At 65.0% G+C, this 26,759-nt stretch carries 23 protein-coding genes; 4 read left to right on the forward strand and 19 right to left on the reverse strand.

Annotation, left to right across the window (positions count from 1 at the left end; genetic code table 11):
* Positions 1 to 97 precede the first annotated feature (97 nt).
* Positions 98 to 3,175 (forward strand): DEAD/DEAH box helicase, encoded by a 3,078-nt coding sequence (locus tag NLR35_RS06900; RefSeq protein WP_257165802.1) that lies wholly within the window; start codon positions 98 to 100, stop codon positions 3,173 to 3,175.
* A 205-nt stretch (positions 3,176 to 3,380) separates the two neighbouring features.
* Positions 3,381 to 3,629, forward strand: a complete 249-nt coding sequence (locus NLR35_RS06905; RefSeq protein ID WP_257165803.1) for a hypothetical protein — start codon at positions 3,381 to 3,383, stop codon at positions 3,627 to 3,629.
* Between the two features lie 131 nt (positions 3,630 to 3,760).
* On the opposite strand, the gene NLR35_RS06910 is transcribed toward NLR35_RS06905, so the two are convergent.
* The 7 genes from NLR35_RS06910 to NLR35_RS06940 all read right to left on the reverse strand — a co-directional run bounded on the left by NLR35_RS06910 (position 3,761) and on the right by NLR35_RS06940 (position 11,613).
* Entirely contained in the window at positions 3,761 to 4,456 is a 696-nt protein-coding gene (locus NLR35_RS06910) for an ABC transporter ATP-binding protein (protein ID WP_257165804.1), read from the reverse strand.
* A complete protein-coding gene (locus NLR35_RS06915; RefSeq protein ID WP_257165805.1) occupies positions 4,456 to 5,205 on the reverse strand; it encodes an ABC transporter ATP-binding protein in 750 nt (249 codons plus the stop codon). The genes NLR35_RS06910 and NLR35_RS06915 overlap by 1 nt, the downstream gene beginning before the upstream one ends.
* Positions 5,202 to 6,494: a branched-chain amino acid ABC transporter permease gene (locus NLR35_RS06920; protein WP_257165806.1), complete on the reverse strand. Its 1,293-nt coding sequence runs from the start codon at positions 6,492 to 6,494 to the stop codon at positions 5,202 to 5,204. Before NLR35_RS06920 ends, NLR35_RS06915 begins: the two co-directional genes overlap by 4 nt.
* Positions 6,491 to 7,438, reverse strand: coding sequence for a branched-chain amino acid ABC transporter permease (locus NLR35_RS06925; protein ID WP_257165807.1), 948 nt, complete (start codon positions 7,436 to 7,438; stop codon positions 6,491 to 6,493). The genes NLR35_RS06920 and NLR35_RS06925 overlap by 4 nt, the downstream gene beginning before the upstream one ends.
* A 106-nt stretch (positions 7,439 to 7,544) precedes the next feature.
* Complete coding sequence (locus tag NLR35_RS06930) at positions 7,545 to 8,777, reverse strand: branched-chain amino acid ABC transporter substrate-binding protein (RefSeq protein ID WP_257165809.1); 1,233 nt, start codon at positions 8,775 to 8,777, stop codon at positions 7,545 to 7,547.
* Positions 8,778 to 9,014: 237 nt separating this feature from the next.
* Positions 9,015 to 10,376, reverse strand: coding sequence for a serine hydrolase (locus NLR35_RS06935; protein WP_257165810.1), 1,362 nt, complete (start codon positions 10,374 to 10,376; stop codon positions 9,015 to 9,017).
* 16 nt (positions 10,377 to 10,392) lie between these two features.
* Complete coding sequence (locus tag NLR35_RS06940; RefSeq protein WP_257165811.1) at positions 10,393 to 11,613, reverse strand: ABC transporter substrate-binding protein; 1,221 nt, start codon at positions 11,611 to 11,613, stop codon at positions 10,393 to 10,395.
* A gap of 271 nt (positions 11,614 to 11,884) precedes the next feature.
* Between NLR35_RS06940 and NLR35_RS06945 the strand changes: the two genes are divergently transcribed.
* Together NLR35_RS06945 and NLR35_RS06950 are read left to right on the forward strand one after the other, a co-directional pair.
* Positions 11,885 to 12,577, forward strand: coding sequence for a TetR/AcrR family transcriptional regulator (locus NLR35_RS06945; protein ID WP_257165812.1), 693 nt, complete (start codon positions 11,885 to 11,887; stop codon positions 12,575 to 12,577).
* Positions 12,578 to 12,623: 46 nt separating this feature from the next.
* Complete coding sequence (locus NLR35_RS06950) at positions 12,624 to 14,675, forward strand: acetoacetate--CoA ligase (protein ID WP_257165813.1); 2,052 nt, start codon at positions 12,624 to 12,626, stop codon at positions 14,673 to 14,675.
* Positions 14,676 to 14,833: 158 nt separating this feature from the next.
* Here NLR35_RS06950 and NLR35_RS06955 read toward each other — a convergent pair whose 3' ends face one another.
* The 12 genes from NLR35_RS06955 to NLR35_RS07010 form a co-directional block, all read right to left on the reverse strand.
* Positions 14,834 to 15,325: a heme-binding protein gene (locus NLR35_RS06955; RefSeq protein WP_257165814.1), complete on the reverse strand. Its 492-nt coding sequence runs from the start codon at positions 15,323 to 15,325 to the stop codon at positions 14,834 to 14,836.
* On the reverse strand, positions 15,322 to 16,521 hold the full coding sequence (locus tag NLR35_RS06960) for an amidase (RefSeq protein WP_257165815.1): 1,200 nt from the start codon (positions 16,519 to 16,521) through the stop codon (positions 15,322 to 15,324). The genes NLR35_RS06955 and NLR35_RS06960 overlap by 4 nt, the downstream gene beginning before the upstream one ends.
* 66 nt (positions 16,522 to 16,587) lie before the next feature.
* Positions 16,588 to 18,198 (reverse strand): ABC transporter substrate-binding protein, encoded by a 1,611-nt coding sequence (locus NLR35_RS06965; RefSeq protein WP_257165816.1) that lies wholly within the window; start codon positions 18,196 to 18,198, stop codon positions 16,588 to 16,590.
* A 47-nt stretch (positions 18,199 to 18,245) separates the two neighbouring features.
* Positions 18,246 to 19,700, reverse strand: a complete 1,455-nt coding sequence (locus NLR35_RS06970) for an amidase (protein ID WP_257165817.1) — start codon at positions 19,698 to 19,700, stop codon at positions 18,246 to 18,248.
* Positions 19,690 to 20,682, reverse strand: coding sequence for an ABC transporter ATP-binding protein (locus NLR35_RS06975; RefSeq protein ID WP_257165818.1), 993 nt, complete (start codon positions 20,680 to 20,682; stop codon positions 19,690 to 19,692). The genes NLR35_RS06970 and NLR35_RS06975 overlap by 11 nt, the downstream gene beginning before the upstream one ends.
* Entirely contained in the window at positions 20,679 to 21,641 is a 963-nt protein-coding gene (locus NLR35_RS06980) for an ABC transporter ATP-binding protein (RefSeq protein ID WP_257165819.1), read from the reverse strand. The genes NLR35_RS06975 and NLR35_RS06980 overlap by 4 nt, the downstream gene beginning before the upstream one ends.
* Positions 21,641 to 22,492, reverse strand: a complete 852-nt coding sequence (locus tag NLR35_RS06985; RefSeq protein WP_257165820.1) for an ABC transporter permease — start codon at positions 22,490 to 22,492, stop codon at positions 21,641 to 21,643. Before NLR35_RS06985 ends, NLR35_RS06980 begins: the two co-directional genes overlap by 1 nt.
* 3 nt (positions 22,493 to 22,495) lie before the next feature.
* Positions 22,496 to 23,512, reverse strand: coding sequence for an ABC transporter permease (locus NLR35_RS06990; RefSeq protein ID WP_257166145.1), 1,017 nt, complete (start codon positions 23,510 to 23,512; stop codon positions 22,496 to 22,498).
* 344 nt (positions 23,513 to 23,856) lie between these two features.
* Positions 23,857 to 24,432 carry a cupin domain-containing protein gene (locus NLR35_RS06995; protein ID WP_257165821.1) on the reverse strand — a complete coding sequence of 192 codons (576 nt, stop codon included), beginning with the start codon at positions 24,430 to 24,432 and terminating at the stop codon, positions 23,857 to 23,859.
* A gap of 258 nt (positions 24,433 to 24,690) precedes the next feature.
* Positions 24,691 to 25,332 (reverse strand): urea amidolyase associated protein UAAP2, encoded by a 642-nt coding sequence (locus NLR35_RS07000; protein ID WP_257165822.1) that lies wholly within the window; start codon positions 25,330 to 25,332, stop codon positions 24,691 to 24,693.
* An 11-nt stretch (positions 25,333 to 25,343) separates the two neighbouring features.
* Positions 25,344 to 26,153: an urea amidolyase associated protein UAAP1 gene (locus NLR35_RS07005; RefSeq protein WP_257165823.1), complete on the reverse strand. Its 810-nt coding sequence runs from the start codon at positions 26,151 to 26,153 to the stop codon at positions 25,344 to 25,346.
* Entirely contained in the window at positions 26,150 to 26,752 is a 603-nt protein-coding gene (locus tag NLR35_RS07010) for an urea carboxylase-associated family protein (protein ID WP_257165824.1), read from the reverse strand. The genes NLR35_RS07005 and NLR35_RS07010 overlap by 4 nt, the downstream gene beginning before the upstream one ends.
* Positions 26,753 to 26,759: the final 7 nt, after the last annotated feature.

Below are 26,759 nucleotides of genomic sequence, written 5' to 3' on the forward strand. Positions count from 1 at the left end.
TCTGCTGCAAGCACGGCAACAGCCGGTATCACCGGGACTGCTCTTCATTGCGAGCAACGAACCCCGCGCCGAACGCCTCGCCGCGGTCCTCCATGCGATGGATCCCGCCTGCGGCGTTCTCGTGCTGCCGCGCTTCGACACCTTGCCGTTCGACGACGCCGAGCCATCGCGCGAACTGGCCGGACGCCGCGCCCATGTGCTGAGGCGCTTGGCCGAGCGCGCGAGCAAGCCGATGCTGATTTCGACCGTCGAGGCCATGCTGCCGCGCGTTCCGCCGCGGCGGTGCTGGGACGATGCCTGCCTGCGCATGGAGACCGGGCAATCCATCGACCTGGAGGGATTTCGCACCACGCTGGTCAGCCTGGGCTATACACCCGATGAGCCTCCCGACGATCCGGGCGGCGTGCTGTTCCACGGCCAGACCACCGAGCTGTTTCTGGCCGGCGCGCTCGGACCCGTCCGGATCAATCATGCCGACGGGGTGGTTAGCGGCATCCGCTTTTTCGACCCCGTGCAACAGGACGAGATCGCAGCGGCCGACACATTGCTGATCGATCCGATGTCGGAACGCGGCATTGGCCGCGAGGCGAAGCCGGTCGACATCTTCGACTATCTGAGCGGCGCCGAGATCGTCGTCGATAGCGATGTTCCCGAGCGGGCGGAGCTGCGGCTTGGAGCACTCGATGAGAACGGGGTCAACAACAGCCGCCGCGAGCACGCCTTCATCAGCCGCAGCGGCTGGCAGCACGCGTTGCGCAGCGGACAGATTCTGCCAAAGACCGACGACAGCGAGCCGATCCCGCGCTTCGCCGAGCAGAGAGCAGCCCGGACCGGACTTCGGCGGTTCATCGAAAGCTGCAGGCGGCGAGGCGCCCGGATCATTCTCACCGCTGCCGCCGAGAGCGATCTGCAGCGCATGGAGCGCCTGGCCGAAGTGAAGACCGAGCGGTGCGTCGATTGGACCGCGGCAACGCGCACGCGAGGCGACGTGATCACCTCGCTGCTGGTCGATCTGGATCGCGGCTTTACGACCGACGCGGGCCGCCCCCGGATCGTCATTACCGCGGCGGAGGTGCTCGGCAGCAGGGCCCGGCATCTCCTGCCGATGGCACGCCAACAAGCAACAGCCGCGGCCGCCGGCGGCATTCCCGTGCCGGGTAGCGCCGTGATTCATCTGCAGCGCGGGCTGGCGCGGCTCGACGGGTTGGAGATCGTCTCGGCGCCGGATGTCAGCACGCGGGAGATGGTCCGTCTCGTTTTCGCCGGCGACGAGGCGATCCTGGTGCCGCTCGCCGAGCTCGCGATGGTCTGGCCGTATGCGCGCGATCCGAGCGGGATCAAGCTCGATGATGCCGATGGCAGCTCGTGGGCGTCGCGTTGTCTGGAGGCCGAACGCGAGATCGACCGTACGGCGGCGATGCTGTCCGAGCAGATTCGCACGCGGCTTCGCACCGAGGCGCCGCGCATCGCCGCTCCAGCAGTGGAGTACGAGCGCTTCGTGGCGCGATTCCCTTACGTCACCACGCCGGATCAGGCTGCCGCGATCGAAGACGTGCTGAAGGACCTAGGTGCGGGACATCCCATGGACCGAGTCGTGTGCGGCGACGTCGGCTTCGGCAAGACCGAGGTCGCATTGCGGGCCGCAGCAGCGACGGTCCTTGCCGGCCGGCAAGTCGCCCTGATCGTGCCGACGACGGTGCTCGCCGCACAGCATGTCCAGACATTCACGAAACGCTTTGCACCATTCGGGATCGGCATCGGTCACCTCTCGCGCTTGTCATCGGCAGCGGAGGCGCGCAGCACCAAGCGGCAGCTCGCGGACGGTTCGCTCAAGCTCGTCATCGGCACCACGGCGCTCGCCACGGACGACGCGCGGTTCGCGGATCTCGGTCTCGTCATCGTCGACGAAGAGCAACATTTCGGCGCCGCCGACAAGGCGAGGCTCGCGACACTGCGCATGGGCGTCCATACATTGACGATGAGTGCGACGCCGATCCCACGCACGATGGCGGGCGCCATCGCGGGCTTGCGCGATCTCAGCGTCATCGCGACGCCGCCGACGCAACGTCGCCCCGTGATCACCAGGAGCGCACCGCTCCTCGATGCCACGCTGGCGATCGCGCTGCGCAAGGAGCACGCCCGAGGCGGGCAGAGCTTCGTGATCTGTCCGCGGATCAAGGATCTCGGCCCGATGCAGGAACGGCTCCGCCAAGTGGTCCCCGAGCTCAGCATCACCATGATCCATGGGCGCATGCCGGCGCGGGATATCGATGCGCAGATGATGCGCTTCGTGGCAGGCGAGGCCGACGTCCTGCTGGCGACCAACATCGTCGAGAACGGCCTGGACATTCCGCGCGCCAACACGATCCTGATTTCCGGCGCCGAACGCTTCGGCCTGTCCCAGCTGCATCAATTGCGCGGGCGTGTGGGGCGCGGCGGCACCCGTGCCTTCGCCTATCTGCTCACCGATGCTGCCGGCGACGAGGCCGAGAAACGGCTCCAGGCTTTGCAGGAGCTAAGCTTCACCGGTGCAGGATTTCAGATCAGCGCACGCGATCTCGACCTGCGCGGCGCCGGTGATCTGCTGTCGGAGCAGCAGGCGGGCCATGTCCAGATTTTCGGTCCGCCACTCTATCACGAGCTGCTGTCACGTGCCCTGAACGGACGACCGCACCGCGCCGCCGAGATCTGGCTTCCGGAGCTGCGCGTCGATCTGCCGGCATTGCTGCCGACGAACTACGTCCAGGACCAGCCGACACGGCTCGATGTCTACGCGCGACTGGCTCACGCCGAGAGCGCCGCCGAGATCGACGACATCGAGGATGACATCCGGCTTCGCTTCGGCCCGTTGCCGCCGGAAGCGTGCAACCTGATCGCGACAGCGCGGGTCGGCCTTGAGTGCCGGGCCCTCGGCATCGCGCGGCTGGATGTCGGAACGGGCGGCATCGCCGCGCGACTGCGGACCGCCTCAGTCTTGCAAGGCGCCAAGGGCACGCGATCCCGGCTGCTCTACAAACACGATATCCGCCACAGCCGCATGCTGGACACGGCGATTCGATTTCTCGCCGCGCTCAAGCGCACCGGACCATCAAGGCCAAAGACGGGACCGGCGCGCGGCCGCAAGATCCGTCTTGCTGCGCAGCAGGTCCGCGTTGAAGACAGTCGCCTATCATGACGAAGGATGTCGGACATAGCTCACCTCCCATCGGGGATGCGATCCGGGTGCGCAAGGCGGACACGGCGTCGATCATGCGACCTTGCCGAGGACGTTGTCAGAGCCGCGCCCGCCGGCTCGGGACCCTGCAAAACGGCGGACGGCGCGGAACCATTCCGAACTCCGCGACATTGTTGTCCTAGCCCACTTCAAAAGAGAGAAGATTATGAGCGACGATCCGGCCCTCCAGCCGTTCATCTATGAGGGGCTCTACCCCGCCGAAGACAAGAAATCCGCCATCGATTCTTTCGTCGATGTCGCCAGGCGGGCTGCAAAGCAGGTGCACGACACTGTGGAGTCAGGACGCAAGCCGGGAATGCCGCTCAGCGTCTTGAGCAACGTCGCTCGAGAGGCCCCGCTCGCTTCTCTGCTAATCGCGTTTCTCTTGGGAGCATCAATCGCACGGCGAAGGTGAATGCTCTCGGACGCGTCCAAGGGAAAGTAGCGCGTTACCCGTCATGCCATGCGAGGCGTCCGGCCAAACGACGATCTTTTAGATTTCACGATGCAGCGTCAGCAGATCGGCGGGCTCAACGCCAAGCGCCATCAGACTTCGAGCCACTCCTGGCGCACTGCGGTGTTGGCCTTGAGCTGGTCCGGCGTTCCTTCGAACACGACACGCCCGTGGCCCATGACGTAGACGCGCTTGGAGATACGCATCGCAATCGAGAGCTTCTGCTCGACGAGCAGGATCGCGACGCCGGCCGCGGCGATTCGCGCGATCAGGTCGCCGACCTGCTGCACGATCAGCGGCGCCAGCCCCTCGGTGGGCTCGTCGATCATGATCAGATCGGGGTCGCCCATGAGGGTTCGGCAGGTGGTCAGCATCTGCTTCTCGCCGCCCGAGAGGACGCCGGCGGGGGTATCGGCGCGCGCGGCGAGATTGGGGAACATGTCGAGCATGTCCTGCAGGCGCCACTTGCCCGGCCGCCTGATATCCTTGATGCCGAGCACGAGATTCTGACGCACCGTGAGGCTCGGGAAGATATCGCGATGCTCGGGCACGTAGCCGAGCCCGAGCCGGGCGATCTTGTAGCTCGGCAGGCCGGCAATGTCCCGGCCCTTGAAGCGGATCGTCCCCTGCGGACTGACCTCGCCCATGATCGCCTTGACAGTGGTCGAGCGTCCGACGCCGTTGCGGCCAAGCAGGCTCACCACCTCGCCCGCGGCAACGTCGAGATCGACGCCCTGGAGGATGTGGCTCTTGCCGTAATAGGCGTGGAGGTTCCTGACTTCGAGCATCAGTGGGCCTCCTCGCCGAGATAGGCTTCCCTCACCTTCGGGTCCCGCCGGATCTCCTCCGGCGTCCCCGACGCGATGATGTGGCCATAGACCAGCACCGAGATGCGATCGGCAAGGCCGAACACCACGCTCATGTCGTGCTCGACGATCACCAGCGTCCGCCCTTCGGTGAGCCGCCTAATCAAGGCCACGGCCCGCTCGGTTTCCGCGTTGCTCATTCCGGCGGTGGGCTCGTCGAGCATCACCACCGTCGCGCCGCTGGCGATGGTGACACCGATTTCGAGCTCGCGCTGCTCGGCATAAGTCAGCAATCCCGCAGGAACGTCGCGCCGATGCGTCAGATGAATGTCGTCGAGGATCTCCGCGGTCCGCTGGCGCACCTCCGGCAGGCTGTCGACGTTCTTCCAGAACGCGTAGCGGTGTCCGGTCGCCCACAGCACGGCGCACCGAACGTTCTCCCACACGGTCATGCGGGCGAACACGTTGGTCACCTGGAACGAGCGCGACAGGCCGCGGCGATTGATCTCGAACGGCCGCAGGCCGGAGATGACGTCGCCGTTCAACCTCACCTCGCCCGAGGTCGGCCGGATATGCCCGCTGATCAGGTTGAACGTCGTGGACTTGCCGGCGCCGTTCGGGCCGATGATGGCGTGGCGCTCACCCCTGTTGACGCTGAGATTGAGGTCGCGAATGACGCCGACGTTGCCGAAGCGCTTTTCGACGGCACGGACTTCGATGGCCGCGGTCATGCCAGATACCCCCGGTCACGCGCCACGGTGGCGGCCCTGTCCCAGGCTTCGGCGATCCGCTGCCAGGTCAAACGTGCGACAAGGAAGCCACCGACCACCAGGACTGCGGCGACAGCCCACGTCACCGGCGATTGTGGATTGAACGCGACGCCGAACAGGTTGATGGCGTCGCCGCCGGAATAGCGCGCGACGGTCTCGATGGTCAGGATGACGCCGCAGGCGAGCGCCGCGGTCGGCACGACAGCCAGGAGATAGGACGGGATCACCATTCCGAGTGTCCCGGCCCGGATCAGCGGCCGGTGCATCATCAGGAGGCCGGCGATGCCGCCCGGCGAGAACATGACGATGCCGATGAAGATGATGCCGAAATAGAGCTGCCAGACACTGGTGAGGCTCGTCAGGCCGAGCTGGAGATAGGTCACCAGGATCGCGCCGAGAATCGGACCGAAGAAATAGGCCGTGCCGCCGATGAAGGTGGAAAACAGCACGAGGCCCGACTGGATCGCGCCGAGATAGGCGGAATTGGCGATCTCGAAGCTGATCGCGGCAAGGCCACCCGCGATGCCCGCGAAGAAGCCGGCAAAGCAGTAGGCGAGATAGCGAACGACATGAGGATCGTAGCCGATGAACTGGACGCGCTCGGGATTGTCGCGAACGGCGTTGCTGATGCGCCCGAGCGGCGTCCGGGTCAGCGCGTACATCGCGATCGCCGACAGCACCAGCCAGAACGCGATCAGGTAATAGACCTGCAGCTGCGGCCCGAAGGTCCAGCCGAACATGCGCGGCAAGGCCGTGCGGTCAGTGGTGATGCCGGCTTCGCCGCCGAACACCGAGCGCAGGATCAGCGACGACGACGCGACGAGCTCGCCGATCCCGAGCGAGATCATCGCGAACACCGTTCCGGCGCGCTTGGTCATGACCCAACCGAGGAGCATGGCAAAAGCGAGCCCGCCCAGTCCGCCGAACAGCGGAATGAACGGCAGCGGAATCGGCCAGCCATGCGCGACCACCGCGTTCATCATGTGGCAGGCGGCGAAGCCGCCGAGGCCGTAGTGAACCGCATGGCCGAACGACAGCAGTCCGGTCTGGCCGAGGAGAATGTTGTAGGAGAGCGCGAACACGATCGCGATCCCGATCAGGCTGAAAGATGTCAGCGATCCGCCCGAACTGAACAGCAGCGGCAGGATGATCAGCGCGGCAATGCCGATCAGCCAGATGGCGTAGAAGCGGAGGGGAGAGCCGGCGGATTTCGCCAGAGGGTGCGAAGCCGAGGTCACTGCGGCGGTCATGATTCACGCGTCCCCATCAGGCCCACGGGACGCACGATAAGCACGAGCACCAGCAGCAGGTAAGGAACGATCGGCGCGACCTGCGCGATCGTGACGTTCCAGATGTCGGTGAGCACCGATGGGCCGGCGGCCGGATCGAGCGGGCCGAAGGCGCTTGCCAGCGAGCCGTTCAGGGCCACGGCGAAGGTCTGCACCAGGCCGATCACCAGCGAGGCGATGAAGGCGCCCGGCAGCGAGCCCAGGCCGCCGAACACGATGACCACGAACAGGATCGGTCCGAGCGCCGCGGCCATGTCGGATTGCGTCACCAAGGCAGGGCCGGCGATCACGCCGGCGAGACCGGCCAGCGCGCTGCCGACCCCGAACACCACCATGAAGACGCGTCCGACATTATGGCCGAGATGCCCCACCATGTGGGGATGGGTCAACGCCGCCTGCACGATCAGACCGACGCGGGTGCGCTTGAGCACGATCAGCAGCACCACGAAGATCGTCACCGACACTGCCAGCATGAACAGCTTGTAGGCCGGATAGTTGGTCGAGAAGATCGTGAACGCGGGAAAGTCCAGCAGCGCCGGCACACGGTAATCGAGCGGCGTCTTCCCCCAGATCATCGAGACGATTTCCTCGATCGCGAATGCAAGGCCGAAGGTCAGCAGCAGCTCGGCGACGTGGCCATGCTTGTGCGTGTTGCGCAGGCCGTAACGCTCGACCGCCATGCCGATGGCCCCGACGAGCAGCGGCGCCAGCAGCAGCGCCGGCCAGAAGCCCACCCATTTGGTGAGCTGGAACCCGAAGAAGGCGCCCAGCATGTAAAAGCTGGCATGGGCGAAATTGAGCACCCCCATCATGCTGAAGATGACGGTCAAGCCGCTCGACAGCAGGAACAGCAGCATGCCGAACAGCACGCCGTTGAGGGTGGAGATGACGATGAGTTCAAGCACGGCGCACTCGCGAATGTCGGGCTTCGATGCCCTTGCCGCTCATTCTCTGATCGATCGGCAGAAAGCCTCCCGCACGGTGAACCGTGCGGGAAGCCGGCGCCGATGGTTACGGCCGCGTCATCTTGCAGGTTGTCGACACCATGGCCTGAGGCGTATCGACCTTCGAGACCAGATGCCATCCCCAGCCGGTGTTCTCCTCGTCGAACGGCTCGTTCGCCGCGAGCTTGCCGAACGACGAGATGTAGATCGGCTGGAAGAACTGGTGGTCATCCTTGCGCATGAGGCCGGTGCCGCCGTCTAGAACCTCGAACTTTAGGTCCTCGAGCGCCGCCGCGACCTTCACCGGATCGACGGAGTTGGCCTTTTCGGCCGCCGCCTTGAACATGCGCATCTCGTTGACCGCGCGCGGATACCACAGTGACAGGTTGACCTTGGCGCGGAACGCCTTCTCGTAGTCCATCGCGGAGGGGTTGCCCGAGTTGGCGAAGCCTTCGGTCAGCTGGAACACCTGATGATCGAGGCCGGTCTGCTTGATCGCGGTCGGACCGCCGGCGCCACCCGCGTAGTACGTGTACCAGTTGACCTTCAAGCCGGCGTCGGCAGCGGCCTTGAGCAGCAGCGCAATGTCCTGTCCCCAATTGCCGGTGATGACGCTGTCGGCACCGGACGCCTTGATCTTGGCGATATAGGGCGAGAAGTCCGTGATCTTCAGCAGCGGATGCAGTTCGTCGCCGACAATCTGCACATCTGCCCGCTTCGCCGCGAGCATCTTGCGCGCGTCGCTGCGGACCGATTGGCCGAATGAATAGTCCTGGTTGATGAGGTACACCTTCTTGATGGACGGAATGTCCTTCATGTAGTTGGTGAGCGCCTCCATCTTGATGTCGGAGCTGGCGTCCCAGCGGAAATGCCAGTAGCTGCACTTCTCGTTGGTCATGCTCGGATCGACGGCCGCATAGTTGAAATACAGCACTTCCTTGCCGGGATTGCGGGTGTTGTGCTTGGTGACGAAGTCCTCCAGCGCGAGACCGACGGAGGATCCGTTGCCTTGCGTGATGAAGCGAACGCCGGCGTCGATGGCCTTCTGGGCCTGAACCAAGCTCTCCTGCGGATTGGTCTTGTTGTCGAACGGCACGATCTCGACCTTGCGGCCGAGAATGCCGCCCTTGCCGTTGAGTTCGTCAGCGAGATATTGGAAGGTCTTCAGGCCGCCCTCGCCGACGCTGGCGCCCCCGCCGGACAGCGGGTCGATATAGCCGATCTTGATGGTGTCCTCGGCCTGCGCGGCATGGCCGAGCATCGGAAGGATCAGGGTAATGGCCAAAGTTAACTTGCGCATATTCTTGTTTCCTCACTGGCTGTCGACTTCAGTCGATCGATCGATGCGCATCATCGCGCAATTTGAAGAGGCACTGAGCAGAATAACGGCCGGAACACAAGCTCAAGGATGGCGTGAAGGCATGTTACAGTTCCGCTATGCGAGGCAGCAGCTCGTCGCGGCTCGACGTTTCATCGCGCGGAATGTCAGCGTCCACATCGTGGACAAGTCCTTCCCACCAGGATGCGCGCGGCAAGGTCATATCGCCTGTTCCGCCATGTCGGACAGGGCTGCGTACGTTCCACTCTGAAAGATGGGAAGAGCACGGCGGCCCGTAGCGCCTCGGCCGGTGGCGATCGTGGCCCCTGCTCCGGCCGAGACCGGCACCTGATGCTGAATCAGATAGATCATGACCAGGTCGTTGGCGGGATCGGCCTGCCACCACGTGCCGAAGATGCCGGGCCAGGTCATCGATCCCGGCGCGCCGCAGGCATAGGGATTGCCCGCGGACGTATCCCCAAGCGCAAGTCCGAGCCCGAATCCGGAGGTCTGCCACAGCGGCATGCCTGCGAAAGGGACCTGCCGCTGCGCGGACGTCAGACGGTTGGTCCGCATCAGGTCAACGGTTTCACGCCGCAGCAGCCTGACGCCATTCAGCTCCCCTCCTCCGAGCAACATGCGCGCGAACCGATGATAGTCGGGCGCGGACGAGATCAAGCCGCCGCCGCCCGGCGTGTAGTCGGGCGGCGCGTCGTACATCACCGGCTGGAGCTTCACAAGCCGGCCTGCCGCCTCGTCATAGCCGTACAAGCTCGCAAGACGATCGCGCTTCGCGTGCGGCAGCCAGAAATCAGTATCGGCCATGCCGAGCGGGGTGAAAATGCGCTCTCGCAGCACCTCCCGAAACGGCTTGCCTTCGACCCGGCCGATCAGGAAACCGAGCGCGTCGGTCGAATGGCCGTAGTGGAATCGGTCGCCGGGCTGATACGCGAGCGGCAGCGTGCCGAGCGCGGCGAGCCATTCGTCAGGCGTCGACCGGTTCATGGCGGGATCGCCGAGCGTGCGCTCGTAGGCGAGCTTGAGCGGGCCTTCCGAAAAGAACGCGTAGGCGATCCCCGAGCGATGCGTCAGCAGATCTTCGATCGTGATCGGGCGATTAACGGGCACGGTGTCATCGAGCGGGCCAGCGGCGTTGCGCAGCACCCGCAGATCGGCGAGTTCCGGAACCCAGCGCGAGATCGGGTCCGCCAAATCGATCCTGCCCTCCTCGACCAGCATCATCGCCGCCACGGAGGTGATCGGCTTGGTCATCGACGCGATCCGGAACAGCGTGTCCGGGCGCATCGGGCTCTTGGTCTCGACATCGCGCCAGCCGATGGTCTCGGCGTGAACGACCTCGCCGCCTCTCGACGTCAGCGACACGATGCCTGCGAGCTCGCCGCGATCGACGAATTCGGCGAGCGCCGGGCCGATCGCTGCGAGCGCCGCGGGATCGAAGCCCCGACGGCGGCGAACGGCTTCACTGGTCATGCGCGGCGCTCCGATGCAGAGAGTTCTGTGTGGACGTCGGGGCAGGACCACCGGCGTCAGGGCCCGCAAGCGGCGCCCGGCCGAGGCCATGACCAGACGAGATGAGCTAGTCCGCCTTGAAGTCGTCGGTGAGGATCGGCCCAGAAATAATCCAGCGCTGACCGTCGAACTTCATCATCTGGAATTGCTTGTTGATGCGGTAGTCATCGGACGTCGTCGTGATCGACATCCCCGGCAGCCCCAGATCCGGCACGAAGCCCTTGATGTTCGTCGCCTGCTTCATGATGTTGGCCCGCGTCAGCTCGTCGCCGCATTGCCTGAGGATCTGGACGAGCAGCGCCGCCGTCGAGTAGCCATAGGTCGCGTAGCCGCTGTTGGCGTCCTCGCCCGGCGCGTATTTCGCCATGAACGCCTTGTAGCGCTTCATGCCCTCGTCGTCGGCCCATTGCGGATCGAGCGGATCCTTGCCGTAGGCGACGGAGATGATGTCCTTGGCGTTCTCCAGCCCCGCCGGGACCAGCACCTGACCGACTCCCGTCGCATTGACCTCCAGGATATGCACAGGCTTCCAGCCGAGCTCGGCGGCTTTCCTGATCGATTGGGCCGCGAATTTGGGCGTCGACATGTTGTAGAACAGGTCGGCCCCTGAGGCCTTGAGCGTGACCAACTGCGAATCCACGGTCGGGTCGGACACTTCGTAAGACAGCTCCTTGACGATCATGCCGGCCTTCGCGCCGAGCCCGTCCTTCAGCCCCTTGACGTAATCTTTGCCCAAATCGTCGTTCTGATAGAGGATGCCGATCTTGGCGTTCGGATGGTTCTCGAGAATGTATCTCGCATAGATGTGCGCTTCTGACTGGTAGTTCGGGTTGGCGGAGATGGTCCACGGGAAGTTCTTGGGATCGGTGAAGCGGGACGCGCCGCTTCCCGCCAGAAGTTGCGGCACGCCCTTGGCGTTGAGATATTTCTGGACCGCGGCGTTCGGCGGCGTGCCGATGATCTGGAACGTGGTCAGCACCTCGTCGCTTTCGACCAGCTTGCGCACCTGCTCGACCGTCTTCGGCGGGCTGTAGGCGTCGTCGTATTGAATCAGGTTGATCTTGCGCCCGTTGATGCCGCCCTGCTCGTTGATCATCCGGATGTAGGCGGCCTCCGCCCTGCCGATGGCGCCGAAGGTGGACGCGGGCCCGCTCGAGGGATTGGTCTGACCGATCTTGATCTCGGTGTCGGTGGCGCCGACGTCGTATTTCTTTTGCGCAAACGCCGGGGCTGAAAGGGCCATGCCGAGCATCAGCAGGGCGGCCCCCGTCGACTTGATCCGTGTCATGTATCCTCCCATGAGCGGCTGATCGATCGCCAGCCGATTGTTGGTGACGTCAGCGCACGCCAAGCGCGGCAGCTCAGGCTGCCCACCTGCTTGGAGATCACGTCCGTCACGCTTGCAGACCTACCGTCCGGCCGACCGCCGGTCAAGTTCATTCATTTAGCACTAAATGAAATTGTCGGAAGGCCGAAGTGTCGCTTGACCGGGAGCGCCCCTCCCCGCATCGTCGAGACAGCAATGGCGCCGCGTGCGCCGATCAGGGATCATGGAGAGCATGGCAGCACAGCCGAAGCCTGAGGGGCGCCGCACCCGCGCGGAACAACGCGCGACCACGCTGAAGCTGATCCTCGACACCAGCGAGGAGCTGTTCGCGCAGCTCGGCTATTACGGCGTGACGATCAAGGATGTGGCCGACAAGATGGGCATCCATCCCGCGCTGATCCATTACTACTTCGAGGGCAAGAGGGCGTTGTTCGATGCCGTGTTCGAACGCCGCATGGAATACGCCGTCACGGTGCGCACGGCCGGGCTGGATGCCTACGAGGCCAAGGCCGGAGATCGTCCGACCGTGGAAGGCGCGCTGCGTGCCTATTATGACGGCGCGTTCGACGTCTACGTCAACGAAGAGGACAATTGGCGGCATTTCGGCCGCATCTTCGCGCAGGTCGCCAACGCGCCCGGCTATGGCGTGGAGATGATGGACGCCTATCTCGATCCGATGGTGCTGCGTCTCATCGGGCTGCTGCAGAAGGCGCTGCCCGACGCCGCGCCGGAGGACCTGTTCTGGAGCTTCCAGTTCACCTCCGGCGCGTACTCGCTGATCCTGTCACGGACGGGCCGCATCGACCGCCTGTCCGGCGGTCGGTGCAAGTCCGACGATTTCGTGGCCGTGCGCGAGCGGTTCGTGACCTTCATGGCCGGAGGCTTCAACGCGCTCTACAAGCGGCGCAAGCAGAAATCGAAATGAGCGCCTCTCGGCGTTTCCGTAAGATGCAAACAAGCCGGAATGAATGATGACAGCTCCCTACGTCCCGCAAATGGCTCTCTATCGGCAATGGCTGAAGGACAATCGCGGCCTCCGCTTCGAGACCTTCGAGGAGATGCGACAATGGTCCATCCGCGACCTCGACAGCTTCTGGCGCAGCATCTGGGACTATTTCGACCTGCAGTCGCCGACCGCGTTCTCGACCGTGCTGGCCAAGCGCACGATGCCGGGAGCGGTCTGGTTTCCCGCTGCTTCGGTCAACTACGCCAGGCAGGTGTTTCGTCACGTCGGCGCAGCCGATGCCGCGGGCCTGCCCGCGATCATCAGCAGCCACGAGGACGGCAGGCTGACGGAAACATCCTGGCCGGAGTTGCGGCGAAAGGCGGCCGCTCTGGCGCTGCATCTGCGTGAGCAAGGCGTCGCGCCCGGCGACCGGGTCGCCGCCTATCTGCCCAATATCCCGGAAGCCATGATCGCGTTTCTCGCCGCGGCCAGCATCGGCGCCATCTGGAGTGTTTGCGCACCCGACATGGCCGCACCTGCCGTGATCGACCGGTTCAAGCAGATCGAACCCAAGGTGCTGATCGCCTGCGATGCCGTCACTTATGCGGGACGCCGGCATGATCGCCGCGGTGTCGTCGAGGAGCTGCGCCGGTCGTTGCCGACGGTGGGTCACGTTATCCTCCACAGTGACGACGCCCGCGCGCAAGCCGAGGGGGACGTCCGTCTCGCGGATATCCTGGCAAGAACAGGCCCGGGCATCGACGCTTTCGAGCCGGACTGGCTGCCCTTCGACCATCCGCTCTGGATCGTCTATTCGAGCGGCACCACGGGGCTGCCGAAGCCGATCGTGCATGGTCATGGCGGCATCATCATCGTCACGCTCGCTTTGCTCGGGCTGCACAACGACATCGGCTGCTCCTACCAGCCGAATTCGTTCGGCGAGCGCTATCACTGGTACAGCTCGACAGGCTGGATCATGTGGAACAACCAGGTCGGCGCGCTCCTCAACGGCACCACCTGCTGCATCTTCAACGGCAGTCCGGCGGGACCGAAGGACAATCCGGACTGGATCACGCTGTGGCGCTTCGTCGCAAACTCGCGCTCGACCTTTTTCGGCGCCGGCGCGGCCTTCTTCGCGAGCTGCGTCAAGGCGGACATCGAACTGGCGGACGCAGGCGATCTGTCCCGCCTGCGCTGCCTCGGCTCCACCGGCTCGCCGCTGAGCGCCGATACGCAAGCCTGGTTCGACCTGCGCTTTGCGGAGCTCGCAAAGGTCAATGGCAGCCCGGCGCAGGCGCAGATGTGGTGGTCCAACATCTCGGGCGGCACCGATTTCGCCGGCGCCTTCATCTGCGGCAATCGCGAGTTGCCGCAGGTGCCCGGAACGATGCAGTGCCGCGCGCTCGGCGCGGCGGTCGAGGCGTTCAACGACCAGGGCGAGCCTGTCGTCGGCGAGGTCGGAGAGCTCGTCTGCACCGAGCCAATGCCGTCGATGCCGCTGCGGTTCTGGAACGACGCCGGGAATGCACGCTATCTCGCCAGCTATTTCGATACGTACAAGACCCGCGACGGCGCGCCGATTTGGCGGCATGGCGACTGGCTCAAGGTCGATCCGGACGGCTCCTGCATCATCTACGGCCGCAGCGACGCCACCATCAACCGGCATGGCTTGCGGATGGGAACGAGCGAATTGTACTCGGCCATCGAGGCGCTGCCGGAGGTGCTGGATTCGCTGGTCGTCGATCTCGAATATCTCGGCCGCGAGAGCTACATGCCGCTATTCGTCGTCCTTCGCGAGAACGTTGCGCTCGACGATGCAATGAAGCGGAAGATCAACATGGCGGTCGAAGCCAGTCTGTCGCGACGCTTCGTGCCCGACGAGATCTTTGCGGTTGCAGAGATCCCACGCACGCTGTCGGGCAAGAAGCAGGAGCTTCCGATCAAGAAGCTGCTGCTCGGACAGCAGCTGGACAAGGTCATCAACCGCGATGCGATGGCCAACCCGGATTGCCTCGACTGGTACATCGGGTTCGCCCGCTCTCGATTGCAGAGCCATCCGGGCCAGGCTTCATTGTGAACGGGCCTGCTTCAGCCGCATTGAGGCCGTCGAATCGTTACGTCGTTCAGCTCTCGCTTCGCCGATTCCGACGACGCGATGGGTCTCGGAAAACGCGCCGAGACGTGACGCTTCATTCAATGTTCACCTACGACCGTACGCATCACGGCCAGCCGCCTTCAGACCCGCGCCCGGAGCGTCGTGCCCCTGACGATCCCTGAATCTTCCGCGCCCATCGGCTCGAAGTCGATATACATGTCGGCGCCGGGGATGGCGGCTGCACCGGCCCGGGCAACGGCGAGATCCTGCGCGCCTGACCCGGAGCCTGCCGCAACCGCACCAAGAATGAAGCCGTCGACGCAGATCGGCAGGCCACCGATCAGATTCGTCCAACGGCTTTCATGCGCCAAGGTGACTTGAATTTCCACGTCCGCATGCGCGCCGCCGGTCGGCGAACCCGACAACGCCGACGTGCGCGCCTTGTTGATGGACGACGTCACACTCAGTCCCTTCGACCCATCCATGCGCCCGAACGCCAGCAGGTTGCCGCCGGTATCGACCACGGCGATGCACATCGGCTGGCCGATCCGGTCGGCTTCGGTGATCGCTGCGTTCAGCACCTTGAGCCCGCCTGCGAGCGTCAGCGTGCGCGCATCCTTGACGTCGGTCATGACAGCTCCTCGTACAGGCCGATTGAGAACTCTTTTGCAAGCGTCTGCGCCGCCGCGAGCAGCGACGCGTCACCGCCGCGCCAGCCGATCAGAGACAGTCCGACGGGAATGGGACCTGAAGTCGCAACGGGGAGGTTCACCTGCGGAAGCCCCGTCAGTCCGGCGATGCAGGTCAAATCGACAATCCGATGCACGGCGGCGCGCATCTCCGACAGACGCGCATCGCGAGCGATCGGCAGGATGGGCGACGTCGGCAGACACAGCATGCGTCGGCCGTCGAGCACATCGTCGAGGCGCTTCGATGCCACCTCGCGGAATCCCTTGGCGGCTGCGAGATCCTGCGCCGCGATACGGCCGTCATCGGCAAAGGCGCCGGCCACCTCCGAGGAAAAGCGCGGATTTACCCGATCGATCCAGTCGCGAAATGTCGCATGAAATTCGCTCTTCTGTAGGATGCGCTGATGTCGCCCCCATTCGAGCAGTTCGCCCTTGGCCAGCGCCGCCGCGGTAGTAGGCACGGCTTTTCGGAGTCGTTCGATGACCGGCTCCAAGGCCAGCCTGACCGGCTCGTCGGCGAGCGCGAAGCAATCGGACGCGATCACGATCTCCGGGTGCAGCGCGTCCGCAAGCTGCTCGCCGAGCAGCACGCCTCCGACCCGACCGAAGGTCAGCGCATCCCTGGCGAAATAGCCGACGGTGTCGAATGTCGGCGCCTGGGCCATCAGTCCGGCGACGGAGATGCGGCCGTGAGTGGGACGCAAACCATAGATCCCGCAGAAGCTCGCGGGCGTGCGCACCGAACCGCCAGAGTCCGTCCCCAGCGCCACATCGACGAGGCCGCCGGCCACGGCAGATGCGGAGCCGCTGGACGAGCCGCCAGGGACCCGGTCCGGCGCGCGCGGGTTGAGCGGTGTGCCGTCAAACTTGTTGATGCCGAGCAGCCCGAGCGAAATCTCGTCGGTGATGGTCTTGCCGGTCAGTGCCGCGCCGGCGCGCCGCAGCACATCGACCGCCCAGGCATCCGTCTCCGGGGCGTCATGACTCGCGGCCCAGTCGGGATTGCCGCAGCCGGTCACATCGCCCGCGACATCGAACAGGTCCTTGACCGCGAAGCTCAGGCCCGACAGCGGGCCGGAGCGATGCGGCGGGCGCCGAAGAATGGCGCCGGGAACGAAGGCTCCGAGAGTGTCCTGCACAGCATGTCCTTGATGAAGAGCAGGCGCGCGCCCTGCGGGGCACGCCTGCCGTCCTCTCTCCCCGCCTCACTCCTTGTAGAGCTTGCGGAAGTCCGGATGGGTGTGGAACCAGTATTCGAACCCCTTGACGTTCTTCTGCATCGCGTAGTCGGCGAAGCGGGTGTAGAGCGGGATGCGCGGCAGATCGGTCATGACGATGTCGACCATCTTGTTCAGGCTGGTCTTGTAGACCTCGGGATCCCTCGTGAACCGCGCCTCGTCGATGACCTTGTCGAGATCCGGGTTGACGTAGTTGGCGGTGTTGAACACCGAATTGTTGCCGCCATGGAAGGTCCAGAAGAAGAAGTAATCGGGATAGTCGAGCCAACCGTAGAATTCGGCGATCACCATCGGCATGGTCTTGCTGGCCATCTGCGCGAACCAGTTCGATCCCGGCACCTTCTCGATCGTGAGCTCGACGCCGATGTTCTTCAGCGCCTCCTGGATCAGGATGGCGGTCGGCTCACGCACGGTGGATTCGCTGAGATCGATCGAGAGCGTGGTCTTGAAGCCATTCGGCAAGCCGGCTTCGGTGAGCAGCTGCTTGGCTTTCGCCAGGTCCTGACCATGCTTGATCGGGACCGGCCAGGTCGCGTCGGGATAAGGCTTGGACGGATCGCCACCGAACATCGGCTTGGCGCGATTGTAGAGCGCGGAGCTGACGATCTCCTTGTAGGGGATCGCATAGGAGATCGCCTCGCGCACCTTCGGATTGTCGAACGGCGCGATCTTGACATTCATGTCGACGAAGACGAGGTCGTTCTGCACGGGCACGCCGATGATCGTGACCTTGCCCTGCTCCGCCAGCTCGGCATAGTCCTTCGGCGGCAAGCCGACCGACATGTCGACGTCGCCCTTCTCCAGCAGCGCGCGGCGGGTGCCAGCGGAGGCGATCTGGCGATAGACGACGCGCTTGAGCTTCGGCAAGGGACCGGACTTCCAGGCGTCGAAACGCGTGAACACGGTCTGCTGGCCCGGTGTCCATGATTCGACCTTGTAGGCGCCGCCGCCGCAATCGTTGCGCGACACCCAGTCGAACGCCCACGGGTCCTGCGCCGTCGCGTGCTTCTTGGCCAGCTCTGAGTTGACAATGACCGGCACGGGCACGACCAGGTCCGGCATCGTCAGCTTGTTGAACTGATCGAACGTGGCCTTGAAGGTGTGATCGTCGACGACGGAGAACTGTTCGGGCTTGACCAGGGATCCCGCCGCCATCTGCACCGCCGGAAAGCCGCCGGCGGCGATGGCGCGATCGAACGACCATTTGACGTCCTTGGCGGTGACGGGCGTGCCGTCGTGGAACGTCGCATCCTTGCGCAGATGGAAGATGTAGGTCTTACCGTCCTCGCTGGCCTCCCAGCTTTCGGCCAGCTCCGGCGTCATGACCTTCGCATCGTAGGACACGGTGCCGTCCGCCAGCGTCTTTTCGCCATGGCTGACCAGGCGGTCATAGGCCTGCCAGACGACCATGCGGCTGTGATCGTTCGCCGTCGGCACCATCGTGTCGAGACCGTTCGGGCCCATCTCGGATACGATCACCAAGGTGTCCTTGGCGATCTCCGCATGCGCAACGGCGCCGGGCAGCACAGCGGACGCTGTGAGCAACGCCGCTGCGACCAGACTGCGATAGAGCTTCATATCGTGCGTCCTTTCTGGATGTTGTCAGGTGGATGTGATAGGCAGGGTCAGAGGCCGAGGTCGCTCAACAGCTTCGGCCATTTGTGCGCCCACGGACGCGCTTGCTCGAAAGCGCCGGAGGCGGCGAGCACGGTGCGGTCCGCGAGATGGCGGCCAATGATCTGCATGCCGACGGGAAGGCCGGACTTGGTGAACCCGGCCGGAATCGTCGCGGCGGGCTGTCCGGTCAGGTTGCAGATGAAGGTGAAGCAGAGCCAGTCGCCGGTCGTGACCATCTTGTCTTCGATGATCTCGGGCCCCTGCATGTAGAGCGGGAAAGCCGGGACCGCGAGCGTCGGCGTGATCAGCAGGTCGTAGTTGGCCATAAACCGCCACATGCGGTTGCAGACCATCTGCCGCATCATCTTGGCGTCGGTGAACTCCTCCGCCGTCCACTGCCGCTGCAACAATGCAACAAGATGCGGCGACATTTCCTTTTCACGTCCCTTCATCATCCGGCGCAGGCCGGTGAGATCGGTATCGCCGGCCACGATGGTCCAGAAATGCGGGAACGGATCGTCCCAACCGGGATCGGCGCGCTCGACCGTGCAGCCGAGATCGGTCTCGAACACGCGCACCGCCTCGGAGACGACGCGACGGACCTCCGGATCGACAGGCGCATAGCCCCAGTCTTCGCTGTAGGCGATGCGCAGGCCCCTGATGCTCTCCTTCGTGGCATCGACATAGTCGAAGTCGGCCGCCGGGATCGAATAGCGGTCGCGCGGATCTGGTCCGGTGATCACCTTCAGCATCAGCGCGGAGTCTCCGACGGTGCGGCTCATCGGGCCGACATGCTCGAGCGACTCCCAGCTGGAGACGCCGGGATAGCGTTCGTCGCGGCAGCCGGGATACAGCGGCACGCGGCCCATCGAGGCCTTGATGCCGTACAGGCCGCAGAGAGCCGAGGGAATTCGGATCGAGCCGCCGCCGTCGGAGCCGATCGCAAACGGCGCGACACCGGACGCGACCGAGGCGCCGGAGCCGGCGCTCGATCCGCCGGACGTCATGTCCAGATTCCAGGGATTGCGCGTCGCCGGAAACACCGGATTGTGGCCGACGCCGCTGTAGCCGAATTCCGGCACGTTGGTCTTGCCGATGATGACGGCGCCGGCCGCCTTCAGGCGCTCGACCACGATATCGTCTTCGTCGGGCACGAAGTCGCGATACAGCGGCGATCCCATCACCGTCAGGATGTCCTTGGTCGCGACCAGATCCTTGATGCCGATCGGCACGCCCGCCAGCAGCCCGGGGTCTTCGCCGGCCGCGATCTTGGCGTCGACTGCGGCCGCCGCGGCGCGCGCCACCTCCGGCGTCGGCGTGCAGAAGGCGTGGATGTGCGGCTCGAGCTTGTCCATGCGCCGCAGAACCGCTTCGGTGACCTCGGCGGCGGAGAACGTCTTGTCCTTGACCTTGGCCGCCACCGTGGCGGCGTCCATGCGGCAGATCTCGTTGTCAGCGCTCATCGTGGGCTCCAGCGGGTGAGAGAGCGAAATGGCAGGCGGCGAAATGATCCGGTCCGACCGCGCGCAGCGGCGGCATGGCCTTGGTGCAGATATCAGCGGCCTTGGGGCAGCGTCCGTAGAAGCGGCAGATGTTGGGATCGGGGTTGATCGGGCTCGCCGGACTGCCATCGAGCCGTGGCCGCGTTTCACCGCGTCGCGCCGGATCCGGGATCGCGGCCACCAGCGCTTGCGCATAGGGATGACTTGGCGCCGTGAACAGCGCCTCCGCCGGCGCGATCTCGACGATCTTGCCGAGATACATCACGACGACGCGTGAGCACAGCAGTCTGACGACGTTGAGATCGTGCGACACGAACAGATAGCTCATCGACAACCGGTCGCGCAGATCGTCGAGCAGCCGCAGGATCACGGCCTGCACGGACACGTCGAGCGCCGAGGTCGGCTCATCGAGGATCAGCAGCGAGGGTTCGACGACCACGGCACGCGCGATGCCGACACGCGCGCGCTGGCCGCCCGAGAGCTGATGCGGATAGCGCTGCAGCAGCTCCTCCGGCAATCCCACCAACGCGGCGGTTGCGCGCACGCGCTGCTCGATCTCGGCGCTGCTGGTGAGGCCGAGCAGCCGCTTCAAAGGATCGGCGATCGCCTGAAACACGCGGAACGACGGATTGAGGCTTTCGGTGGCGTCCTGAAACACGACCTGGATGCGCCGCCGGCTCGGCGATGCCGCGAACTTCGTCTGCGTGATCGCGGTCAGATCTTCTCCCTCTAGCAGCACCTGGCCCGCGGTGGGATCGATGAGACGGCCGAGCAGCCGCACCATGGTAGACTTGCCGCAGCCGGATTCACCGACCAGACCGACGCTTTCTCCGGCCGCGATCGTCAGGCTGACATCGTCCACCGCATGGAGGCTGACGCCCCTGCCCGCCCGCTTGATCGGGTACAGCTTGGACAACGACCTGGCTTCGAGCAGCACGGTCATGACAGCGGGTACCGGCAGCGCACGAGGTGCTGAGATGACAGCTCGGTCCAGGGCAGCTCCGCCTCGTCACAGATCGGCTGCCGCCGCTCGCAGCGACCGCTGAAGCGGCACGGCGGCAAGGCGCCGCGCAGGTCGGGCAGATGGCCGGGAATGGCATTGAGATCGTCGAGCCGCGAGTCCGGCACCGGCGTCGCCGCCAGCAATCGCTGTGTATAGGGATGGGCTGGACGCGCCAGCAGCTCTTCGGTCGGCGCGATCTCGACGATATGGCCGGCGTGCATCACGGCGATCCGGTCGCAATACTCACCGGCCAGACCGAGATCGTGGGTGATCAGCAAGGTCGACATCTGCGTCGAGCGGCTCATCTCCTTGATCAGATCCATGATCACGGCCTGGGTTGTTACATCGAGGCCCGTGGTGGGCTCGTCCGCGATCAGCACCGACGGCGTACAGGCCAGCGCCATCGCGATCATCACGCGCTGGCACATGCCGCCCGAGAGCTCGAACGGATAGGCCTCGGCGCGGCGTTCGGGATCGGGAATGCGCACGCGCGACAATGCGGCGATCGCCGCCGCCTTGAGCTCGCGCCGAGGCAGCGCGGCATGCTCCTGCAGGACGTCCTCGATCTGCTTGCCGACCTTGCGGATCGGATTGAGCGCGGTGCGCGGGCTCTGGAAGATCATCGCCATCTCGCGGCCGCGCAGCTCGCGCAACGCCTCGGGGCGCGCCGCCAGGAGATCGATGCCGCCCATCGTGATCGCGCCGTTGGTGACCTTCGCGGCCTCGTCGTTGAGGCCCATCACGGTGTAGGCGGTGACGGATTTTCCGGAGCCGCTTTCGCCGACGACGCCGACGATCTCGCCGCGGGACACCGACAGGCTTACCCCGTCGAGCGCCCGCACCACGCCGTGTCGGGTGCGGAATTCCACCGAGAGATTGTCGATCTCGAGCTGCGCCATTACACGCGCTTCCTCGGATCGAGCAGGTCGCGCAGTCCGTCGCCCAGCATGTTGAAGGAGAACACCGCCAGCACCAGCGCGGCGCCCGGGAACATGAAGGCCCACCACTCGCCTGATATGATGTAGCTGGCGCCCTCGGAGACCATGATGCCCCATTCGGGCGTCGGCGGCCGGACGCCGAGCCCGATGAAGGACAGGCCGGCGGCGTTGAGGATCGCCCAGCCCATGTTGAGCGAGGCCTGCACCATCATCGGCGGCAGGATATTCGGCACGATGTGATTGAGCAGCACCCGCAGCGGCCCATTGCCGCCCATGCGCGCCGCCTCGACATAGCCGAGCTCGCGCCGCACGTTGACCTCCGCACGGGCGAAGCGGCAGTAGAACGGCAGGTTGATGATCATCGTCGCGATGATGATGTTGGCGACGCTGTTGCCGAGCGCCACGACGATGCCCATGGCGAGCACGAACAGCGGGAACGCCATGATGGTGTCCATCGCGCGGCCGATGATGCGGTCGGTCCAGCCGCCGAAATAGCCGGCCAGCGAGCCGAGCGCGAGACCGACCACGAAGGACAGCACCACCGCCGAGACGGCCATGCCGAGGTCGAGGCGCGTCGCGACGATGACGCGGCTGAGGATGTCGCGCCCGAGCGCATCCGTCCCGAAGGGATGCAGGAGGCTGGGGCGCGCGAGCTTGGTGGTGGCGGAGGTGAGCAGCGGATCGTACGGCGCGATCGACGGACCGAAGATCGCGCACAAGGTCAGCAGCGCCAGGATGATCGCGGCCACCAGCGTGAGGCGATTTTCGCCGAACGCATAGCCGGTGTTGCGGGCGAACGTGGTGAGGCTCATCGCTCAGCCCTCGAACCGGACGCGTGGATCGACCAGCGTCGCGAACACGTCGACCAGGAGATTCAAGAGCACGTAGAGCACGGCCATCATCAGCACGAAGCCCTGGACCGCCGCATAGTCGGAAGCGATGACGGCAGCCACCGCATAGGCGCCGACGCCCTGCCAGCCGAACACCTGCTCGATCAGGACGTTCGATCCGATCAGGAAGGAGAACACCATGCCGAGCACGCTCGAGACCGGCAGCAGCACGTTGCGGAAGGCGTAAGCCATCAGGATCTTGCGCACCGGCAGGCCGCTGGCGCGCGCCGTGCGGATGAAGTCGCTACTCAGCGCCTCAAGCATCGCGGCGCGCGTGATCCGCGCGATCGGGGCCAGCGCGAACAGGCCGAGCGAGATCGCGGGCAAAATCAGCTGAGCCAATGACGCGCGCAACACCGGCCAATCGCCGGCAATGGCGGCGTCGATGGTATAGGCGCCGGTGACACGGGGCGGCGGCGAGAAGGCGATCTCGTCGAGCCGGCCGAGCGGCTGCGGCGCCCAGCCGAGGAGGAAGTAGAAGACGTAGACGAACAGCAAACCGACGAAGAAGGTCGGAAAAGCGGCGCTGACGGTGACCACCGCGCGGCAGGCATGATCGACGCCGCCATTGATGCGGGTTGCTGCCCACACCCCCATCGGGATGGCGATGCCGATCGCGAACAGCAGCGCAAAGGACGACAACTCCAGCGATGCGGGCAACCGTTCGAGCAGATCGGTCAGCACCGGCTGGCCGGTCGTGAGCGAGCGGCCGAGATTGCCGTGCGCGAGGTCGGCGATGTAGCTCACAAACTGCACCGGCAGCGGACGGTCGAGGCCCAGCGTGGCGCGAATGCTGGCGATCGACGCGGCATTCGCCGCAGGCCCGGCGAAGAACGCCGCGGGATCTCCCGGCAAAGCGCGCGAGATGAAGAAGGTGAGAACGACGACGCCCACCAGACTTGGGATGGTGCCCAGCAGTCGTTTCCAAACGAAAGCCATCAGCGCTGCGCCTGCCATCAGTCGCTGATGGCAGCGGCTAACGCCGCGCGCATCAGCGGGTGAGGCCCCATCGACAGGTCGACGCAGCCAGGGGCACGGCATGCATCACAGTCATGTTGACCTTCAAAGCAAGCGCTATGCCACGGGTCACAGAGACCCCTTGAATTATAGGGTCTGCGGAACTTGGCTTGTTGCGGCCCGAAAAGCGGCCCCAGAGCTAGCGCGAAACATGCTGGTTCCAGGCGGGCCTGCAAGTGTTCTAGCCACATGCATGAAATTCATGCACAGGCAGCCGATGGCTCAGCCGCGACGATCGCGACAATCTCGGAGATGGAGACAGCGGGACTTCAGTGAACCTGGGGGGTGTTGACCCAGACGATCCGCGCCTCGTCGGATCCGACGTTGCGATAGCTGTTGGTCAGGTACGCCTTGAAGAAGAAGGAATCGCCGGCGGTCATGAGATAGGTCGTATCATCGATGGTGAGTTCGATGGTTCCGGAGATGAGATAACCGACGGCTTCGCCCTGATGAGTAATGAGATCGACCTTCTCACCGCCGGGAGCCACGACGTGGATGTTCGCTTCGAGCAGGTTTCCGGCGGCCACGGGCACCAGACGCTCATACACGACGCCCTTGCCGCCGCGCAGCGCATCGACCGGCACCTTCATCCGCTCCTCGGGCTTCTGCACCAGCTTGTAGTCGTCGACCCTCAAACCGAAGAACGAGGCCATGTCGCGGTCGAGCGCGTGGACCATCTTGTCGAGCATCGGCAGCGACGGCATCACCTTGCCCGCCTCGATCTTGGAAATCATGCTCTCGTCGCAGCCGACGACCTGCGCCAGATCGCGCATCCGCATCCCCTTGGACAAGCGGGCGCGCCGGAGCCGCGGGCCAATGTTCAATGCGTTCGGTTCAGAGCTCACGGACCAGTCCCAAAAGGGGTTCCATCACCGACTTTATGCATAACATTCACGTGATTTACCAGCATCTGCTGGCAACGGGGAGGCGAAGGAGGCGGCCAACTCTCCTCGCGCGGCGCCTCCAGCCGCCGGCGTTCCCGTTACGCCGTTGCGCCGCATAGGCCGACGCCTGCTCTGTCGCTGCTATCACCTGCGCGACGAGGCGGAGTTGAGCCTCTCTGGCTCGCTGCCAACATCGATCAGATGGACCTGCAGGCGGACTTAAAGGCTCGCGGCTGCAGACGTCTCCCTGATCTCGACGCGGATTGGGGTCGGATCGAAGCCGTTGCAGGGGTTGTTGACCTGCGGGCAGTTCGAGATCACGAACAGCAAATCCATCTCGGCGGTCACGTCGACGTAGTTGCCCGGCACCGAGGGGCCGTCCAGCACGGTGAAATTGCCCGTGGGCTCGATCGGCACGTTCATGAAGAAATTCAGGTTGGAGACGATGTCGCGCTTGGTCAGGCCATGCCGCGACAGCTCCAGGATGAAGTTCTCGCGGCAGGCATGCAGGTAGCGCGTCGCCTCGCCGAAGCGCACGGCGTTGCTCTCGCAGGAACAGCAGCCCGCCGAGGTGTCGTGGCGGCCGCAGGTATCTGCCGTGATCCGCGCCATCACCCGGCCACGGTTGGAAATCAGCCGCGTCCCGAGCTCGAGATAGGCCGAATCCTGGACACGCAGCGTATCCTGCGCGCTGTAGCGTTCGGCGGTATCATCGGCCACGTACATCAGTGCGTCCACCGCCTGCTCGCCCTCGCTGTCGATGATGCGCAGTGTCTGGCCCTTCTTCAGCACCCGCGACCAGGGCTGCTCGGCAGGAATATCGAAGGCGTAAACGATCGAGGCCGGATCGGTCGATGACATGATCGTGCTCCTCAGGCGAACAGCTGATCAGTGAAGGCGTAGGCGCGTACCGCTTCCGGCGACGCTGTGCGGCAGACGTCGTCCGCTGTGGGCGGCGGCAAGCGGTGGCGGATCAGCGTGACCGGGGCGGTCGCCGCCGGCCGCGCCGGGTCGAGCGGATGGGCACAGTTGGAGACCGCGACGATCAGGTTCATCTCGGCGCGCAGATCGACGAAATCGCCGGCGCGCTTGCGCGCGTCGTGCCAGACGAAGCGTCCCGTCGTATCCGTTGTCACGGGAGCAAAGAAGGTCACGCACGGCGGGATGTCGCGCACGCCCAGTCCGATCTTGGCAGCGGCGGAGATGAAGTTCGCCTGCGTGTTGCGCGTCACCTCGCCATAGGCCGAAAGCGTCGAGTCCGCGGTCGAGCCGCCGACGAGAAGATCATGCGCGCCGGAGGTATCCTCGATCACCGACAGCAGCACCCGTCCCATGTCCGACAAGATCATGCGGCCTTTCGAGAGTGCTGCGCTCCACTGCACCTTCACCGTGTCGGCGCAGTTGATCCGCTCGCTCGAATCCTCGCTGCGCCACGCCAGCAGCGACACGCTCGAACGCCCGTGATCATCGATGATGCGCAGCGCCTCGCCGCGCGAGAGCCGCACCGTCGTGTGCCAGCCGGGCGGAACCTGCTCGGTCTGGATAGTCGCGTCGGTTGCAATCGGCGCGCCGTCGAGCGGCGTCGGCAGCGGCAGCTGCTTCAGCTCCTGCCCCGCCGCGCGCAGCTCCTCATAGCGGCGGCGGTTGGCCGCGGCCCGCTCGGCCTTGCTTCCTCCGCTCATGCTGATGTCACCGTGAAATGCGCCTCGACCGGCTTCCCGGCCTTGCCGTTGATCGGCAGGATGTCCTGCGGACAGGCGGAGAATGCGATCACCAGATCCATCTCCGCGCGCAGGCACACATGGCCGCCGGGCACGGGACGCGGCGGCGCGGCGAAGCCGAGCGTGCCCTCGGCATCCCACGGAATGTTCATGAACAGGTTGAGCGGGCTCGGCACCTCCGGCGGCGTCAGGCCGAGCTCGGCCATGCCGGCAAACAGATTGTCGGTGCAATTGTCGTGGTGGCCCTGATGTCCGAGGAACGCATAACGATAGCGGTCGCAGGCTGCGATCAGCGTGTCGTGAATGCCGCCCGAGGTGTCCTCGATCAAGGTCAGGATCGGCCGGCGCATGTTAGTCCGGAGCACGTCGCCCGGCCGCGGCACCAAATGCAGCGAATGCGCCCGCGTGTGCTCGTTCGACATGAACTCGGAGAGGTCGGCGCGATTGAAGGCCCAGGTGTCGACCACCTGCTCGCCGTGGGTGTTGATCACGGTGACCACCTGGCCGGCCGCAACGAAGGCCGCCTTGCCGCGCCGGGCCGGAATCTCGATCGGATCCATCGCTCTC

The organism is Bradyrhizobium sp. SRS-191 (assembly GCF_024586915.1).
Lineage (GTDB): Bacteria > Pseudomonadota > Alphaproteobacteria > Rhizobiales > Xanthobacteraceae > Bradyrhizobium.

Excerpts from the sequence above, each read along its gene's own strand:
- NLR35_RS06900 (WP_257165802.1), top strand. The coding sequence starts at position 98 with ATGGATCCCGCCTGCGGCGTTCTCGTGCTGCCGCGCTTCGACACCTTG.
- NLR35_RS06905 (WP_257165803.1), top strand. The coding sequence starts at position 3,381 with ATGAGCGACGATCCGGCCCTCCAGCCGTTCATCTATGAGGGGCTCTAC.
- NLR35_RS06910 (WP_257165804.1), bottom strand. The coding sequence starts at position 4,456 with ATGCTCGAAGTCAGGAACCTCCACGCCTATTACGGCAAGAGCCACATC.
- NLR35_RS06915 (WP_257165805.1), bottom strand. The coding sequence starts at position 5,205 with ATGACCGCGGCCATCGAAGTCCGTGCCGTCGAAAAGCGCTTCGGCAAC.
- NLR35_RS06920 (WP_257165806.1), bottom strand. The coding sequence starts at position 6,494 with ATGACCGCCGCAGTGACCTCGGCTTCGCACCCTCTGGCGAAATCCGCC.
- NLR35_RS06930 (WP_257165809.1), bottom strand. The coding sequence starts at position 8,777 with ATGCGCAAGTTAACTTTGGCCATTACCCTGATCCTTCCGATGCTCGGC.
- NLR35_RS06935 (WP_257165810.1), bottom strand. The coding sequence starts at position 10,376 with ATGGCCTCGGCCGGGCGCCGCTTGCGGGCCCTGACGCCGGTGGTCCTG.
- NLR35_RS06940 (WP_257165811.1), bottom strand. The coding sequence starts at position 11,613 with ATGACACGGATCAAGTCGACGGGGGCCGCCCTGCTGATGCTCGGCATG.
- NLR35_RS06945 (WP_257165812.1), top strand. The coding sequence starts at position 11,885 with ATGGCAGCACAGCCGAAGCCTGAGGGGCGCCGCACCCGCGCGGAACAA.
- NLR35_RS06950 (WP_257165813.1), top strand. The coding sequence starts at position 12,624 with ATGACAGCTCCCTACGTCCCGCAAATGGCTCTCTATCGGCAATGGCTG.
- NLR35_RS06955 (WP_257165814.1), bottom strand. The coding sequence starts at position 15,325 with ATGACCGACGTCAAGGATGCGCGCACGCTGACGCTCGCAGGCGGGCTC.
- NLR35_RS06965 (WP_257165816.1), bottom strand. The coding sequence starts at position 18,198 with ATGAAGCTCTATCGCAGTCTGGTCGCAGCGGCGTTGCTCACAGCGTCC.
- NLR35_RS06970 (WP_257165817.1), bottom strand. The coding sequence starts at position 19,700 with ATGAGCGCTGACAACGAGATCTGCCGCATGGACGCCGCCACGGTGGCG.
- NLR35_RS06975 (WP_257165818.1), bottom strand. The coding sequence starts at position 20,682 with ATGACCGTGCTGCTCGAAGCCAGGTCGTTGTCCAAGCTGTACCCGATC.
- NLR35_RS06980 (WP_257165819.1), bottom strand. The coding sequence starts at position 21,641 with ATGGCGCAGCTCGAGATCGACAATCTCTCGGTGGAATTCCGCACCCGA.
- NLR35_RS06985 (WP_257165820.1), bottom strand. The coding sequence starts at position 22,492 with ATGAGCCTCACCACGTTCGCCCGCAACACCGGCTATGCGTTCGGCGAA.
- NLR35_RS07000 (WP_257165822.1), bottom strand. The coding sequence starts at position 25,332 with ATGTCATCGACCGATCCGGCCTCGATCGTTTACGCCTTCGATATTCCT.
- NLR35_RS07005 (WP_257165823.1), bottom strand. The coding sequence starts at position 26,153 with ATGAGCGGAGGAAGCAAGGCCGAGCGGGCCGCGGCCAACCGCCGCCGC.
- NLR35_RS07010 (WP_257165824.1), bottom strand. The coding sequence starts at position 26,752 with ATGGATCCGATCGAGATTCCGGCCCGGCGCGGCAAGGCGGCCTTCGTT.